This is a genomic window from Arthrobacter sp. M4, from assembly GCF_020251205.1.
GTDB lineage: Bacteria > Actinomycetota > Actinomycetes > Actinomycetales > Micrococcaceae > Arthrobacter.
This window is the reverse complement of record NZ_JAIWYX010000005.1, coordinates 86,604-103,374: the sequence shown is the minus strand read 5'-3', so window position 1 is coordinate 103,374 and position 16,771 is coordinate 86,604. Positions and strand designations below refer to the sequence as shown.

Sequence of the window (16,771 nt, the reverse complement as noted above, 5' to 3'; positions counted from 1 at the left end):
TAGGAGGAACTCGTGTCCCACCCGATCGATGTCGGATCAGTACTTGGCGGCCGGTATAAGGTCACGGCCACGGTACTGACCTCGCACGACCAGGATCTGGTGCTGGATGGCGTGGACCAGGTGCTCAACAGGCCGGTCAGCATCCTCGTCGCCGGACCGGGGAACGCCGACCAAGTCGCACAGAGTGCGCGTGAAGTTGCGACGGGCGAACGTGCTGGCAACGTACAGATCCTAGACCTTGGCGTCAGCGACAACACCACATACCTCATCACCAACCACAGCAGCGCCCCGGACCTTCTGGACCTGGTGGTTGCCTCAGACGAGCCCTATGTGGAGCCGTTTTTCACTGACACGCTGGGCAGTGAAATTTTCGGGCAGGCACGTTCCAACGAGCCCGAGCCCTACGACGGACTCTACGATGATGAGATCGAAGCCGAATACATCAAGTACGGCGAGCACGGGGTGGAGGCGTCCCGGCCCGGTCCCACCGGTCAGCAGCCTGTCACTCAGGCCCCGGATCAAGGTGTCCGTCGTCCGCCGGTTGTTCCGCCCATGCCTCCGCGTCCCGCAGCGGCTCCCCACCAGGGCCTTGCCGCGAAGCTTGCAGCGGCAGCAGCGGGTGCTGGCGCCGCTGCGACGGCAGCTGCAGCCGCTGTAAAGGGCGCTGGTGGCAAGTCCTCGGATGCCCAAACGGGCACATCCGGCGAGGGCTCGGATGCCGTTGTAGGCTCAGGCGCCGGTTCCGGTCAAGCGGGCACCGATCAAATGGCTCGTAAGCCTGATTCGGCTGACACGGCCGCTCAAGACGTCCAGGCACAGCCGACCACGCAGGCCTTCGACGCCGCGGGGTCCGGTGCCGGTGCTGGGGCAGGTGCCGGCGGCGCTGCCTCCGGGGAGAAGCCCAAAGTGTCCCTGTGGTCGGACCACGACTACGGCTACTCTGAGTCTTCCTCGGATGAGCACCCCGGTTCCGGGCAGATCTCTCCCGGCGCAGCGGCGTTCCAGTCGGCGCCGCCATCGGGCACAGACTACGAGGAAGACGAGTACTACGACGACGAACCCGAGCGGGAGCCGCGATCCTTGAGGTGGCTGGTCGGCGGCATCCTCGCCGCCGTTCTGGTGGTCGGCTTAATTTTGGCGATCACTAATTTGGGCAGCATTTTCCCCAGCGGCCAACCTTCCGCCGGGAACAATGCGACTACGGCCCCGCCCGCCACAGGCTCAGCGTCCGGATCACCGAAGAGCACGGGAACCACAGCGCCTGCGGCAGGTCCGCCGTCGATTGAGTCCATCACCCGATTGGGCAACTTCGACTTCGCCGCAACATATGACAAGGACCTGGCCAAGGCTTTCGACGGCAATGCTGCCAGCTACTGGTCGGACATGGAGTTCGCAACGGAGAACTGGGGTGGCTTTGCTACCGAAGTGCCCCTGGTGGTCAAGCTAAAGGCGCCGTCGCAGGTCTCCTCGATTACGCTCAGCCAGTTGGGTGCCTCCGGCGGAAGCATCAGCGTGTTCACCAACGACCGCCCTGCTATGGATGGTGCGAAGCAGGTTGGGACCAACAGCTTCACATCACAGGACCTGACCATGCCGCTCACGGAGCCCAGCACGGCGCAGTACATCATCGTGTCCATCAAGACGCTGCCCAAGCTCGCTGCTCCCAAGACGCGTTATGGCTACGGCCTTCGCCTGGCCGAGGTCAAGGTGCAATAACACCTTTGGGTTGGTGTGGTGGCTGCTGCCACTTATGACGCGCCTTAACGACGCGAGCTGCACGCAAACTCGTACCTCGAAGCTCGGACGGTAACCTGTAGGTGGCGTCTACATCGTGGTGCCCAAGAACACAGGAATATTCGGCACACGCCACGGGTTGTGCCATGTGGCCGGCCTGAGAAGCCGGTGCATCGACTAAGGAAGAGGTTCACCGCTTGTGAGCGAGGTAGCAAACACCACGTCAGACGTACGTGATGTCATCATTGTGGGCTCGGGTCCGGCTGGCTACACGGCCGCCGTCTACACCGCCCGTGCCAACATGAAGCCGCTGCTCATTGCAGGGTCGGTCACCGCAGGTGGCGAGCTGATGAACACCACGGATGTTGAAAACTACCCGGGGTTCCCGGACGGCATCATGGGTCCGGATCTCATGGAGAACTTCGAGAAGCAGGCGGCGCGCTTCGGCACTGAGATCCTCTTCGAGGATGTCACCGAACTAAAGCTCGACGGCGACGTCAAGACGGTCACCATCGGCACGGGGGAGACATTCCAGGCGCGGGCAATTATTCTGTCCACCGGTTCGGCTTACCGTGAGCTTGGGCTTCCTAACGAGAAGCGCCTCTCAGGCCACGGTGTTAGCTGGTGCGCAACCTGTGATGGTTTCTTCTTCAAGGACCAGGACATCGCCGTTATCGGTGGTGGCGACTCCGCCATGGAGGAGGCCCTGTTCCTTACTAAGTTTGCTAAGTCGGTCACCGTGGTGCACCGCCGCGACAGCCTGAAGGCCTCCAAGATTATGGCCGACCGGGCTCTGGCGCACGAAAAGATCAACTTCGTCTGGAACACCACTGTTGAAGACGTTCTCGGCGGGGACAAGGTCACTGGACTTAAGCTGAAAAACAGCGTGGACGGTGCCGAAACGGAACTCCCCGTGACTGGTGTCTTTGTGGCAATCGGCAACGATCCACGTACGGAACTCGTCAAGGACACCCTGGAACTGACCCCCGAGGGAACCATCGCCGTCGAAGGCCGTACCTCCAAGACGAGCCTTAAGGGTGTCTTTGCCGCCGGTGACGTAATCGACCCCGCCTACCGCCAGGCAATCACCGCATCCGGCTCAGGCTGTGTGGCTGCCCTGGACGTCGAGCACTACCTGGCCGAGCTGCAGTCCTAACGACTCGCTGCCTCCGGGCACGGTCCCACTCACACCAAGGGAAAGAGAAACAATGAGCAACGCCAAAGACGTTACCGACGCAAGTTTCAGCACTGATGTCCTGGCCGCCGACAAGCCTGTGATTGTCGACTTCTGGGCAGAATGGTGCGGGCCTTGCCGCAAGCTCGGTCCGATTCTCGACGAGATCTCCGTTGAATACAGCGAGAAGGTTGAGGTCGTGAAGGTTAACGTCGACGACAACCCCGCCATCGCTGCCGAGTATGGCATCACGTCCATCCCCGCTGTGTACCTGTTCAGCGGCGGGGAAGTGAAGAGCACCGTCATTGGCGCTAAGCCCAAGCAGTTCTTCGAGAAAGAATTCGCTGACGTCCTGTCCTAATTGAGCTGCTGCTTCTCGGATTCCGAGGAAGCGCCTTCCGGACACATTTGAGCAAAGGCCGGTGCTGCCGCACCGGGGCTGGTCAACATTGCAATGACCGCTCCACTTCGGCAGCACCGGCCTTGCCTTGTTATGGGGACGATGAGGAGGGGCAAGCCTGACCACGACACCGTGTTCATGATTCAGCGAACTTTGCGGCACTCATTTCGGCGAGGGATTCCTTGGTTCTAAGGTCTGCAGCGTTTGGCAAGGACCGGACCTTCCTTTGCTATGGCGATGGACGAGTGGCAAGCCTGACCACGAAACCGTGTTCATGATTTAGCGAATTTTGCGACACTCATTTCGGCAAGGGATTCCTTGGTCTTAGGTCTGCAAAGTTTAGCTAGAACCGGACCTTGCTTTGCTAGGTGCAGGTGCTGGTGCGGGTAGCAGCGCCGGTGCAGGTGCCAGCCCTAGTCGTGTAGGCGTCAGATTGTTGGACTTCGTGTGTTCGGGTTCATTCCGGCGCTGCCACCCTTTGCGGCAAGCGTTGGGGGACAGATGATGGGACACGCCTAGCGGGACAGATGATGGGACACGCCTGCGAGTGAGCCATCTATTGGACGTTCGTAGGTCTTGCATTGATTGCGTGCTGCTTCGCCAAGCTACGGCAGGACGCAGGACATGCCTCCGGGATTGCTTTGAGGGCGGAACGAAGGGTGGGCCAACGCTTATCGACATCGGCTGATAGCGTATTCATTAATTTTCGATTGTTTTGTTCGGCTTTTTTACTGATGCCCCGCGATCTGGCGTTTCACAATGTGTCTGGAATCGGCCGCCGCTTCAGTCCTGCTTTTGGCCATCGCTATCGCATGATTTGGTTATGTCGGGGGAACGCGCCATTACGTGGTCGATTGCCACCGTAGTTTCCCACCGCATCGCCTAGCCGGCGGGACTGCGCTCAGTGCGGTCGGGTTCTGGAAAAGTACATTACTCCGCCTTCGCGACTGCATCTCATGGTCGCCAGGGGCTGCACAACCACCACACGAAATGGATGGCTTCTGGCAGATCAGCCATAAGACAGTAGGGGACGGCGGCCGCGGACGGTAGCAGCGAACCTTGGCCTGTCGCTTTCCGGTAAAGAGTCGACGCTGTTCCCGGAGTGTACAACCATCCAGTCCGTTTCACGTGGAACAGACTGGATGGCCCGTCCCGAATTCAGAATGCACCAGCCAGACAAGTCCAAGAATCCACACAGCACTGGCGCCAACAATCACGTGCCAGATTGTGTTTATGGACTACTCGACCCTTTCGGTCTTCTAGGGAACGGACTCGAGCGCCCATTCCCAAGGGCCCCTTGCATCTTGCATCTTGCATCTTGCATCTTGCATCTCGGACCATTCCAAAGATTTGTCATTCGCGGCCAATTGCGGCGCCACCAATTCAGAGATGTTTCATTTCACTCTGTCGTCCCTACTGCCCAATCAACTCAAGTTGTGCACTGACCGACTGCGGCGATGACCAGTCTTGCCCAAAGGCTATAGCTGCTCCTTGAAGGCAACGAAATCTCCCGGTTCATGCGGCCGTTCCAGCGGCAGGTTTTCGTCCTCAGGGGTCTCGTAAAGTGAAAGGACGGCGTCGTCCTGCTGCGCCGCAGGCACACCCATAGGGCGGGCGTCGTCCGGGTAGGTGTCTTACGCCTGAAATGATTCATGTTCCACGTGAAACCACAACGCCTTTTGGGGTGAGAGTCGATTGCCAAGTTGGCGCAGGGGCGCGGACAGATGGCTGGTAGAAGCGGCTGTTTCACGTGAAACGCACTATCGATCGTTGGTTTCCGCCGACCAAGGAACTCCTGAGGGAAGCAGCAAGCGCCGCACCAGGCCTTCTGCAAGGAATGCTGTAACGCGTCGAAAGATCCACGGTACTTTACGTGTTTCTAATTCTTTGGTGGACCAGTCATTTGCCTGGACCATTTGGGTCTTTCCGATCCCAATCGGGGTAGGTGCATAATCCATGCGTGGTCCCGCCCGGATGCTACTTTGAGTCGCGGGGTTCAGCCATCACCGTGGACTCGGATGAATAGCGGTGTCTCGCTCTTTCATGCGCCCGCTGCGCCTGTCTCGCACTTAGGCGCCAGGCATTCAGAGTTTCACGTGAAACCACCGATGGGCCTGTAGCCTTCTCAAACGTCCAGGAGTCCTCAAAAAACATGCTTGCTCTACTGAATTAACTTGATTCCCATTACGAGCCACGAGCGAAAGCCGAGAAGTGCCGCCAAGTTCTCAAGAGCAGTGGCGGCTAGACGCCCGCATCCTGGAACCACGGAGCCTCGTGGACGGTGAAGTTCCCACAAATGTGCCAGCAGCGAACAGACGGACAAGAAGGAACAGACGGACAGATGGCACAAGGAGGACGAACACTCCGTCGACGCTGAACGAAGTCGACGCGTTGCATCTTGCTACACCCCGGTGAGCCCTGCGGAGCAAGCCACTATGTACGCCGGACCTACTGAAATTGTTCGAACTCTGTGTAGTACTGGCAGCTGAATCATTCTGACTAAGATTCTCCGCCAAGTGGGCAGTGGGATCCTACATAACGCCGTGTGGCCTCTCCAACAGTCGTGGGTGGATAGTTGCGTATGCCCAGCTCCAACACACACTTCCGCTCGCGGACCTAACGGTGCACACACTTCCTTTCCGTCACTGTTCTCTAAGACGGGCCGGTTCTACATCCACAAAGCGTCGATCAGTTCTACAGGAAACAACAAAAGAATCACCGCATCGAAGGCAAGACGGTATGTCCTCTCTGCCGCACACCACCGTTGTCTGGCATCGCGTATGCTTAGGGCTCCCCGTGAGCTGAAAGAGGACGACTCAGAATGGGCTCTAGGGAAGCAGCGTCGGGACCAGTTCCTTTTGCAACGACTTGATCCAGGCTGCTCGCCCTGTTCTAAGGTGAGCCCAGGCTCGATTCGATTTCGGCTCTGACCCTGTAAGCCGCATACAGCCGGAACGTATTTGCATCGAAAACCCATGTAGCCCGATTAGGCAACCGTCTAGGTCCACTATTGGCGTGGGCTCCAGACTCGGCGACTAAACAGAGTCGGAAAAGTAGGGCGCTAGGTCTCCTCTAACTCGGAGCAACAGCCACCCTATTCGACATGAGCCGGTGTCCAATGTGCCGGCCACACTCCGATGATTTGCCCAGGGGAGCACTGAGGTGATTCGACCCGGGAAGCCCTCGGCGTCTTTCCGTCAATCGACCAATCCCTCGATTGGTTCTGTCCGGCTTTTGCGTCCCTCTGCTCGTCCGTCACTCTGCTCGCCCATACCTCCGTCCAAGCGACTTTCCGACTTCCCTCTCTCCGCCTTTCCGTCTCTCCGACTTCCCGTCCTTGCGTCCTTGCGTCCTTCCGTCTTTCCGTCTTTCCGTCTTTCCGTCTTTCCGTCTTTCCGTCTTTCCGAGGACAGCACAGCCACTGTCTACCGTATAAGTCGGGAGTCCAGACGAGATCCTGGCCACTAAGCTCCCGGGAGGAGAAGCGACGTGTCTTTCGGCGCCTCAGCGTGGAAACCGGAATGCGCACAACTTGGAAATGCACCTCTAGGGTCACTGCCCCTTTTTGTTTTCGGCGGAAGACCCGTTCCGGTAACCAAGCAGACTGTACGCGGGGCTATCCAAATGACCGGAAGAGTCTCTGCCAAAGGACGCTGAGCAATCCGGCGCTGTACCCCTTCGGGCACTAAATGGGGGCAGTCCCTCTGTATGTCTGTATGGTGGCTCCCAGCTCAAGGTCATGAATCTGCCCATAGGACAAGGACAAGAACACACTGGAACACGCATGCTTGTTTCCCCATCTCGTGGGCCAACCAGCTTGGAAGGCGGAACGACCCGCTGCCCACCGTGGAGCCCCCGTGGCATTCTGCGAAGGAGCGCGCGGCCCTGACAAAGCAGCAATGGCACTGGGGACCTCACTCGGATCGTTTCACGTGAAACAGTAGACTGGACTGCGCCCATGGGGGGAATGCGAACTTGTAGGACGCGTCAAGATTGCACATCGGAATCCGAAAGGATAACCCGCGAGCAAGTCGACGTCCCACTCCCGATTCCTTATCAAGTATTCTGCTGCTCCAAATCGCCCCGCAGAACGGCGGATGGGGCCCGCTCTAGGAACGACTTCGCTGGCGGGAAACGCTCAGTCGGTACCAAGCCGCTTCATTGCACGGTCTTCATTCACCATACAGACAGGGCAATGGTGGATAAGTTATGCACACAGTTATCCACAGGTCACAGGAGGGCCTTGTGGATAACTTCATTGGTGTGTGGAGAAAAATAGAGTGATGCAGTTCGCGTTGGATAGCCCTGCTCAGAACAGGCTAGACCTGTCTACATCCAGACCTGGCCACGTGTGACACCGCTAACTTCCGCTATTTTCGGTAAACTTTACTGAATTTCCGGAGAAGAACTGTCGGGTGCGCTCGGGGTGAGCCATCGTTTCACGTGAAACGGTGGCTCGAGATCGTAGACCTCTCAAAAGGCAAGGGAAGTATTGGGTGCCTTTGACCTTCCGACTGTGAGAGCAGGGAACGATTTTCCACACACTTATCCACATCAATATCCACAGCCTTATCCACACCGTCCACAGACTACGCAACATGGATATTAGCCGGATCTAACACCTTGCCGGAATCCGATAAAGAGCCTGGGCGTGGCTTCGAGCGCCGACAACGAGCAATTTCTCGCGAGGAAGTGAACCACCCAGCGGCACCACGCCAGCACGACATTGTTCCTTTGGTGGGACCTGGGGGACTCACGATGTTCGAACCAAAACGCGTGTGGAAATTCTTAGAACGTGCAAGACGCACAGAACTTGCACACTACCCATTGTCGTGACCGAGCTGAGTCGCAGAAGTGGGACGCAACCAACTGGGCAAAACCAAGTACTATCGCCCAGCTGCCCCAAGCCCATCTGCCGCTGACCAGGAACGGCTGGATCCAAGGCCAAGCTCGTACTATGCCAGACGAAGGGCAACAACTGGATACCAAATCGGAGGTGCCCGCGTGCTTTCCACGATGTACCCCACCAGTGATTTCCGGTGTGTCGGCGGAATAGCGAAGGTCGAAACGTCACGCACTGATGGCTTCCTCCCGCACTGCAATGGCCAGCGGTCGTGGAGGTCATGTCATCGCCTACCCGGCTTGTTGCGGAGGCCGGCACTACTAACCACACATGGAAATTTTGCATCCATCACCACCAACTCCAGCTCTGATCAAGAAGGAGTCGCTGTGCCCGGCGCGAGAGCGAAGCCATTCAGTCGTGGGTGCTGAGATAAAATCTTGATGCTGTCTGCTGTCGGGAAGCCAACCGTTGGATAGTGGTACCCACATCCAGTGGACACCTCAACCTGCCTATTTCCCCAAACCAGTGATGGGGGCGACTGGTACGGCGGACTGCGAGTTTGTGCACCAAGCCGTTCATTTGGCTCCCGTCCCCAGATTCGGGGGCTTCGTCCCATAAGCGCAATGTTCCCTGGCCCCGCCGCTGCAAACAGACCCAGACGCCTGGTCCCAGGCGTCGATCGACTCTGAACTAGTCCGGCAAGGAGGGGTAAGAAGGCTACTTAGCATTGGCCGAACTTCTACTTGGTAATGACAGCTCATCCCACTATGGCCGGCCGTTGCCCACCGAAGTCTTGTCGGCTCACCGCTGACCAAGTCCTGATCGAAGAGGGAGTCCTGCCCGTCCAGGACGATTCGTCACTTCTCGGGCAGTGCGCGGACCGGTCCAATTCATCACTAGATCAGTCCTCGTATGGTGGTAAATCTTCGCTCATTTGGGGCGGACGGAAGGTGGTCATATGCCTGGCATCGCGCATGCCACGCGACCAATACCTAACACGGTCGTCCGCCCAATGAGTTGAACCTCGAGCGAACCTGCGTGCCGGTGCACAGCCGCTGCAAGGCCTGAGCAATAGCGGAGGGACGTGCAGGGAGCTCCGCACCAAGGTGTCGGCGGCACTGACACCAGGGGAGCGTTTCACGTGAAACAAGTGATAGATCTCGCAGCCGCGAATCCGCCGCGATGCCGCAGCTGCTAGGGCTGTTGGGAAAGATAGATCGCGACTGAGAGCGATCCTGGAACTAAAACCTGATTGCCTCAGCCACGAAGCGCACCTGTTCCTTTGGATGCCCCACAGGCAGTTGATACCCGACCGAGGGAATGACTGCTTGTCAGGCACTGACGAGACCTGCCAGATCTGCCCCCATTCTTCACCTGAAAGTCAGCAAGCTTGCTCCAAGAGATCGGGCAGGCTCAGCGGTAGCGTGAGCGTTTCACGTGAAACTCTGGCTGTGAGTAGACTATCGGCGCGCGGCAGACCCAACGATTCACCACAGGCTTTCCGGCGAGAACTCCGGAAGCAGGTGGTTCAGCTAAGGCACTCCGGGTCAAGCTCCATCAACCGTTCACGTGCGCCACCAACAAGGAGAACTGACTACAGGGGCCATCAAGAGCATCCAGGCAGTTGGTGCCCAGGTAACTATCCAAAGAAGCAGTACATTGCGACCCAGTCTGTACACCTGCAGCGATTCGCGCAAAAGCACCCAAAGCTAGGAAGGTCGCTGATCCAGCGAAGTCGCCAATTGCTCAGTGACCGAGAGTGTGAAGCCAATGTCGGATTGGGATCCGGTCCACACGTCCACTGCCGTAGACAGCCAAAAATGCGCAATTGCCCTGCCTTTGGGCTCGGGGCTCAGGGCTCAGGGCTCAGGGCGCAGATGCAATCGTCACCACAGATGTACCGAAAGGGCCATCTCCCAGGACTATAACAACAGTCCCGGACACACCGGCTGTTTCGACGGCTGTTTCACGTGAAACACCCCCGGCTGACCACCGTCATGGGTGCAAGTCCAAATACGCGACAGAATCTCAGAATCGCACACACCAGCGAACTTGAGGACGTGCGAGTCCTCTCCCTAAGCCTTCGTCCTAGGTGGCTGCGCATCATGGCGCAATCAAGAGATTCTCCGGGAGCGGCGCGAATCGAAACGTGGACCGACAAAATTGCTGACAAAAGCTACGCTTCGGCGATGCAATCTGTACACCGATATTTGGCCCGTGGTGTTTCACGTGAAACTTCAGGCCCAAAAGTCGTCCGTTCAAATGCCTTCCTTCGCAATCCGGGGGAGTGAGCGAATCACCAAATCAAACCCAGCAGTCCGTACCTTTCCGTCGGCCTACTACGGCCGACCATGCACCAGTTTTGGATGAGAGCGTTACCCAAGCGGCCTTGACCTGAACTAGGTCCACCCAATCAGACATGCCTGAGGGCCGCACCATACCCCCGGCTCCAAATGCCTGCCAGATCCAGCAGCCCAGGCCTGCCATCATTCCACTTGCAGTCGCGGCCGATTGCGCAGGAATGTAGACACTTGATGGCTTCTCATGAACTCTGAGAGTGCAACAGCTGTTCAACGAGACGCCACGACACAAAATGATCGATCCATCATCAGCTCCACTTCAAGAACACAGATGAAACCCAAATAATCAACAGAACAAAGCAGATTATCTCATCCAATTTGTGGAGATCGGATCACATCATCTTTGCCGCAGCCAAGGAGTAATCGACACCGATTGATTCATGACATCCACAAAGACAGGTTCCGCCGGCGATCCCAGCCCCCGCCCCCACGCCTAGACATAGTCGGATACTCAGCCACTGAAAATGCCAGGACGGATGAAAACACGTGGACCCGACCACATCGCCATACAGCGAACCCAAACGCGCTCTCTCGGCAATGACCTCGTCGAGTGCGCCTCCAGTACGGTCACCTCGTGCAGCCAAGCGCGGCGACGGCAATTCCCAGCCCTGACAAATAGGGCCTACCCATACAGACAATATGGGCAGACCCTACTTTTTGATAATGGAGAACCAAATTACAAAACGCAGCCAAGACCTACAAGCCCAGGCCAACTCTGCAATCCCGAACAGACGCTACGATTCCGAACCAGGGTTCAGCACGTCCATGATCCGATTCAGATCCTCTACGCTGGCGAACTCGATGCTGACCCTGCCCTTACGAGCACCGAGCGTGATCTTCACGTTCGTGTCCAAGCGGTCCGATAGCGACGACGCCAGGTAGTCCAAACGTTCGTGCCGTGCGTTCGGTCGGGGGATGTTGTTCTTGGTCGGCTTCTCTGAATCCTCATAAAGAGCTACAGCCTCTTCAGTTGCCCGAACGGACATGCCCTCGGCGACGATCTTCTGAGCCAGGCGTTCCATGGCTGCCGGATCAGGCAGTGCAAGGAGGGCACGAGCATGACCGGCAGACAACACGTTGGCCGCAACCCGGCGCTGGACCAGCGGCGGAAGCTTAAGCAGGCGAAGGGTATTGGAAACCTGTGGTCGGGACCGGCCAATGCGGTCGGCCAGTTGCTCGTGCGTGGTGCCAAAGTCCTCTAGGAGCTGCTGGTAGGCGGCAGCCTCTTCCAATGGGTTCAGCTGGCTCCTGTGTAGGTTCTCCAACAGCGCGTCACGGAGTAGGTCATCATCCGAGGTGTCCCGGACAATCGCAGGAATAGTGTCGAGTCCGGCCGCCTGGACCGCACGCCACCGGCGCTCACCCATAACCAGCTCATAAGGTTCCCGGCCTTCCTCAGTGGAAGTTCGAACCACGATCGGCTGGAGAACGCCAATTTCCCTGACTGAGTGAACCAGCTCGGCCATCTCGTCCTCATCGAAGACGCTACGGGGCTGTTTTCGGTTGGGATGAATGTCCGTAACCGAAATCTCCGCAAACCGAGCACCAGGCACCTCAACCAAGTCAACATCAGAATTGACCTCAGTAACCGCAGCTTCATCCGCGGCCGACCCCACCGCGGCCGGGTCAGCTCCGGCGGACTTTGCCGCAGATTTCCCGGCCGGAACTTTCCGGCTTGTGTCCTTGGCTTCCGCGATCTGGGGAGCCGGAGCCTTGCCAGCCGACCGCTGAGGGGACGTCTTCGCAGTAGCGGGCTTCGCCGTCGTTGGTTCTTCAGCTTCCGCCGCACTAGGCGCCGGCGCCCCTTCTCGGGAGGCCCTTGCGGTGCCCGAGTCTTCAGCAGCCCCATCGCCAGACGCGCCCTCTACAGGGCTCTTGCGCGACTCAGGGAAGAACAGGTCAACCGGTCGGGACGGTGCGGCGCCGCTTGTGGTCACACCAGCCGTTGGGGAGCTGGGAATGAGTGCACCAAGACCTCTGCCCAGGCCTCGTCGCTTCTCGCTCATGCGTATGTCCCTCCGATGGAAAAGCCCGGCCTGGCCGGGCTAAGGCTGTTGCTGTGTGTCAAAAGTTTAGCGTTCAGCGATTTCAGCAGCGGCTTCCAAGTAGGACAACGCGCCGCTGGATGATGGGTCGTACGTCATCACAGTCTGCTGATAGCTCGGAGCCTCGGAAATACGCACAGAGCGGGGTACCACGGCGCTAAGCACCTGGTTGGGGAAATGCTGACGAACTTCGGAAGCAACCTGGGCGGCCAGATTCGTGCGGCCGTCGTACATGGTCAAAAGAATCGTCGACACTACAAGATCGGCATTGAGATGCTTCTGGATCATCTCAATGTTCTTCAAGAGCTGGCTCAAGCCTTCCAGCGCGTAGTACTCGCACTGAATGGGAATCAGGACTTCGCCCGCGGCACAGAAGGCATTAACAGTCAGCAGGCCAAGGCTGGGTGGGCAGTCGATGAAGATGAAATCCAGGCGCGGCTCGCCATTCTTTTCGCGTTCCTTGGCGTACAGATCAATGGCCCGTCGCAATCGCTGCTCCCGGGCCACCAAGGACACGAGCTCAATTTCAGCGCCGGCCAGGTGAATGGTCGCGGGGGCGCAAATGAGGTTGGGGATATCAGGGCAAGGCGCCACGACGTCCTTGAGCGGAAGGTCGTTGATGAGGACGTCGTAAATGCTGTCCACGTCCGCGTGGTGCTCGATTCCCAAAGCCGTGGATGCGTTGCCCTGCGGGTCGATGTCAATGACCATCACGTTCAACCCAGCACTGGCAAGGGCAGCTGCGATATTCACCGTGGTGGTCGTTTTACCGACGCCACCCTTCTGGTTGGAGACGGTGAAAATCCGCGTCTTGCTCGGTCTGGGCAGCTTGCGTCCATCCAGCCTCTCCCGGCGCCGTGTCTCGTTAGCCAACTGGCGGGCAATGGGACTCGAATCGTCGATGGAATCCATCACATTGCCACTAACGATTTCGGTTTCACGTGAAACGGCTGCGTTTTCAACCGAATTGGTATGACTAAACGGTGACTGAATTGCTGCGAGTGGTACTGCGGAGGCCCGCGCGGACCCCAACGATATAAACGGCGGGATCCGCTGCGTGGAGGCTTCGCTACTGCTCACTGTCACACTCTCGCTCTCATTCAGCCTTGGCCGCCGCTCTAAGCTAACGCTGGCTGCCGTTCTCTAGCCTAACTGCTTGCAGGCACCCCTTGAGGGATCCAAGCCTGGGGCTAGCTAATCTTCCCAGGCTTATTGACGATGATCCTCACCACTGTGGTGGGTTCCTCCAAAAGCTCCTGTCCAACCACCACAACCGAAGTCTCCACGCCGCCGAGCTTGCGGATGACCTTAGCGGCCTTCTCGATTTCCTCGGCCGCACTACGACCTTTGATCGCCACCACTTCACCCTTGCCGCCCAGCAACGGAATGGTCAGGCCAGCCAGCTTGTTCAGCGCGGACACGGCCCTGGCCGTGACAACGTCGGCCGTCACCTGACCGGCAGCGAGCTCAGCACGAGTGCGCAGGATAGTGACATTGTCCAAGCCGAGGTCGTCAACGACCTCCTGCAGCCAGATCACCCTGCGTTCGAGGGGCTCGATCAAGGTGAGCTTAAGGTCCGGCCGTGCAATCGCCAGGCAGAGTCCCGGAAGCCCGGCACCACTTCCGACGTCGGCAACGTGGCTGTTGGGCGGAATCTCGGACTCAATGACAGCGCAGTTCAGAACATGCCGACCCCACAATCGCGGGATTTCCCGCGGACCAATCAGCCCGCGCTCCGTCCCTGACGTCGCCAAATGTTCGACATACCGGGTAGCGAGATCAAGGCGGTCACCGAAGATCTTCTGTGCCGCCTCGAGCTCAGCTGGAGTGATCTCAACCATGGTCGGCTAGTCGGCCGAAACCACGATGTGACGGTCGGAACCCTCGCCCTCCGACTCGCTGACGAAGCCGAGGTCGGCAACGGCGTCGTGGACGATCTTGCGCTCGTAGGCGCTCATCGGATCCAAAGCAACTGAATTGCCCGTCTCCTTGACGCGCGCCACGGCGTCCTCTGCGATCTTCTGGAGGTAGCCGGCACGCTCCTTGCGGTAGCCGTTGATGTCCAGCACCAGGCGGGAACGGTTCTCCGTGGCCGAGAGGACAGACAGCCGAGTCAGCTCCTGCAAGGCTTCCAGGACCTCGCCGTCGCGTCCAACCAGGCTCTCCAAACCGGAGGAGTCTTCCTCGGCAATGATGGAAATGTACGTCCTGCCGTTGCGGACCTCGATGTCGATATCACCGTCGATGTCTGCGATATCCAGCAGTTCTTCGAGGTAGTCGGCGGCGATGTCGCCTTCCTCTTCCAGACGGCTGGCAGCAGAGGGTTTCGTTTCTTCTACGTCGTGCTCGTCGCTCGCCACGGCTTTTTCAGTGCTTTCGACAGACATCACTTCTTCTTCCTGTTCTTACGTTGCGGCTGTACGCGCTGCCCCTTGGGCTGTACGACGGCGGGCGCGACCTCGGCTTCCTCCCGCTTGCCACCGAGGATCGGCAGCGCAGGCAGGCCCTTGGCTGCCCGACGCTCGGCCAGGGCCTTCGCTGCGGGGGAGCCGGGCGTCGGCATACGGCGGATGACGAAGAACTGCTGGCCCATGGTCCAGAGGTTGGTTGTGGTCCAGTAGATCAGGACGCCGATAGGGAAGTTGATGCCGCCCACGCCGAAGACAATCGGGAGGATGTACAGCATCATCTTCTGCTGGCGCATGAACGGGCTGGCCAGTGCCTCTTCGGACATGTTCTTGGCCATGATCTGCTTCTGCGTGATGAACTGCGAGGCTGTCATGGCAAGGATCATGACGATCGTCAGGACGACCACCGTCACCTGGTGCTCCCCGCCACCGCCGTGCAGCAGCGTCGCGTTCAGCGGTGCGCCGAAGATGCTGGACTGATCGAACTGCACCACCTGGTCGTGGCTCATGGCTCCGATGCCCTGGCCCTTGTCCTTTGCCGAAGTGATACCGGAGAGAACCTGGAACAGCGCGAAGAAGAACGGCATCTGGATCAGCATCGGCAAACATGCGGAGAACGGGTTGGTGCCGTGCTTCTTGTAGAGTGCCATCTGCTCCTGCGCCATGGCCTGGCGGGACAGCTGGTCAGTCTTGCCCTTGTACTTGTCCTGGAGTTTTTTCAGGTCCGGCTGCAGGAGCTGCATGCCCCGTTGGGCCTTGATCTGCCTCACGAACACCGGAATCAGGGCCGCACGGATCACGAGCACCAGCCCGATGATGGACAGCGTCCAGGTCCAGCCCGAGGCCGCCGGAAGGCCAATGAAGCTCAGTCCGTCATGAAAACCGACCATGATGGCTGAGACCAGCCATTTGAACGGAAACATGATTGTTTCAAAGAAGTCCATACGTTTTCCCTATTTTGTTAGGCCGCTGGGCGGCCTTCTTCATTAGCCTGAGCAGCCAAGAACTGATCCGGGTTGTTCAGTACAACAATTGTGGGCGTGCGGCCTTCCGGCCAGTGGCGGTGTCCGGCGGGGACATGGTCCACGCCGCCGGCATTCCAAGGATGGCACCTGGCCAAGCGCCGGGCAGCCAGCCAGCTTCCTTTCACGGCACCGTGAACAGTTACAGCTTCTAGGGCATAGGCCGAGCAGGAGGGAAAGAATCGGCAGACCTGCCCGTAAAGGGGGGAGACAAGCCTGCGATAGATCATGAGGAGCACGATCAAAGTGTTCCGAGGAAGATTCCAGATGAAGGAACCCACCATTCGCGCAGCCTTTGAGATGGGCGCTGCGGTTTGATGCGGAGCAGCTTTGGTTGAGGGTACGACGGCGGCAGTCCGGTTACGCACGCGGTGTTCCTCCCTCTGTCATGCCCTGCTCCCGAGGCGAAGCGGCCCGCGGGGCCGCGCCGGCAAGTCGTTTCGTCGTCACAGCTAGCGCCGCGTTGTAGTCAGCCAGCAACTCGTCCCAGCCAGCCGTGGCGGCGGCCGGTAGGGCCCTAACTACAACTGCCAGGCCTGTACGGTGCGCTTGCAATGACAGCGCCCCTGCTTCTCTCAGTCTCCTCTTAACGAGGTTCCTAGTGACAGCGTTCCCGACAGCTTTCGAAACAATGAACCCGATCCGGCTGGGTTCGTCGGCAGCAATTGCCGCCGTATATAACACTAAGTTCCGGCGCCCATTGCGGACGCCGGAACGTAAGGTTGTTGAAAAGTCGGCCGACGTCCGCAAGCGGTTACGGGTGGCAAGCACCTTAACTCACAAAG

The 16,771-nt window shown here is 58.6% G+C and carries 11 protein-coding genes; 3 read left to right on the top strand and 8 right to left on the bottom strand.

All coding sequences use genetic code 11. The annotated features are described in order from the left end of the window. Positions 1-12: 12 nt before the first annotated feature. The 3 genes from LD110_RS10545 (at position 13) to trxA (ending at position 3,269) form a co-directional block, all read left to right on the top strand. Positions 13-1,716, top strand: a complete 1,704-nt coding sequence (locus LD110_RS10545; RefSeq protein WP_225498761.1) for an ABC transporter substrate-binding protein — start codon at positions 13-15, stop codon at positions 1,714-1,716. A gap of 217 nt (positions 1,717-1,933) precedes the next feature. Further along, complete coding sequence (gene trxB, locus LD110_RS10540; RefSeq protein WP_225498760.1) at positions 1,934-2,890, top strand: thioredoxin-disulfide reductase; 957 nt, start codon at positions 1,934-1,936, stop codon at positions 2,888-2,890. Positions 2,891-2,942: 52 nt separating this feature from the next. Next, the gene (trxA, locus tag LD110_RS10535; RefSeq protein ID WP_225498759.1) at positions 2,943-3,269 is read left to right on the top strand and encodes a thioredoxin; all 327 of its coding nucleotides are present in this window, start codon (positions 2,943-2,945) and stop codon (positions 3,267-3,269) included. Positions 3,270-4,786: 1,517 nt separating this feature from the next. Here trxA and LD110_RS23645 read toward each other — a convergent pair. The 8 genes from LD110_RS23645 to rnpA form a co-directional block, all read right to left on the bottom strand. Next, complete coding sequence (locus LD110_RS23645; RefSeq protein ID WP_263855120.1) at positions 4,787-4,915, bottom strand: hypothetical protein; 129 nt, start codon at positions 4,913-4,915, stop codon at positions 4,787-4,789. Positions 4,916-11,245: 6,330 nt separating this feature from the next. After that, positions 11,246-12,517 carry a ParB/RepB/Spo0J family partition protein gene (locus tag LD110_RS10530; protein WP_225498758.1) on the bottom strand — a complete coding sequence of 424 codons (1,272 nt, stop codon included), beginning with the start codon at positions 12,515-12,517 and terminating at the stop codon, positions 11,246-11,248. A gap of 66 nt (positions 12,518-12,583) precedes the next feature. Continuing rightward, positions 12,584-13,636: a ParA family protein gene (locus LD110_RS10525; RefSeq protein ID WP_225498757.1), complete on the bottom strand. Its 1,053-nt coding sequence runs from the start codon at positions 13,634-13,636 to the stop codon at positions 12,584-12,586. A 110-nt stretch (positions 13,637-13,746) separates the two neighbouring features. Further along, a complete protein-coding gene (rsmG, locus tag LD110_RS10520; protein ID WP_225498756.1) occupies positions 13,747-14,397 on the bottom strand; it encodes a 16S rRNA (guanine(527)-N(7))-methyltransferase RsmG in 651 nt (216 codons plus the stop codon). Positions 14,398-14,403: 6 nt separating this feature from the next. Next, positions 14,404-14,943 (bottom strand): R3H domain-containing nucleic acid-binding protein, encoded by a 540-nt coding sequence (locus LD110_RS10515; RefSeq protein WP_225498755.1) that lies wholly within the window; start codon positions 14,941-14,943, stop codon positions 14,404-14,406. Beyond that, positions 14,943-15,908, bottom strand: a complete 966-nt coding sequence (gene yidC, locus LD110_RS10510; protein ID WP_225498754.1) for a membrane protein insertase YidC — start codon at positions 15,906-15,908, stop codon at positions 14,943-14,945. The genes LD110_RS10515 and yidC overlap by 1 nt, the downstream gene beginning before the upstream one ends. A gap of 17 nt (positions 15,909-15,925) precedes the next feature. After that, complete coding sequence (yidD, locus tag LD110_RS10505; RefSeq protein ID WP_374200325.1) at positions 15,926-16,354, bottom strand: membrane protein insertion efficiency factor YidD; 429 nt, start codon at positions 16,352-16,354, stop codon at positions 15,926-15,928. Continuing rightward, entirely contained in the window at positions 16,347-16,757 is a 411-nt protein-coding gene (rnpA, locus tag LD110_RS10500; protein ID WP_225498753.1) for a ribonuclease P protein component, read from the bottom strand. The genes yidD and rnpA overlap by 8 nt, the downstream gene beginning before the upstream one ends. Positions 16,758-16,771: the final 14 nt, after the last annotated feature.

Coding starts and splice junctions, on each gene's coding strand:
- trxA (WP_225498759.1), top strand. CDS start 2,943: ATGAGCAACGCCAAAGACGTTACCGACGCAAGTTTCAGCACTGATGTC.
- LD110_RS23645 (WP_263855120.1), bottom strand. CDS start 4,915: ATGGGTGTGCCTGCGGCGCAGCAGGACGACGCCGTCCTTTCACTTTAC.
- LD110_RS10530 (WP_225498758.1), bottom strand. CDS start 12,517: ATGAGCGAGAAGCGACGAGGCCTGGGCAGAGGTCTTGGTGCACTCATT.
- rsmG (WP_225498756.1), bottom strand. CDS start 14,397: ATGGTTGAGATCACTCCAGCTGAGCTCGAGGCGGCACAGAAGATCTTC.
- LD110_RS10515 (WP_225498755.1), bottom strand. CDS start 14,943: ATGTCTGTCGAAAGCACTGAAAAAGCCGTGGCGAGCGACGAGCACGAC.
- yidC (WP_225498754.1), bottom strand. CDS start 15,908: ATGGACTTCTTTGAAACAATCATGTTTCCGTTCAAATGGCTGGTCTCA.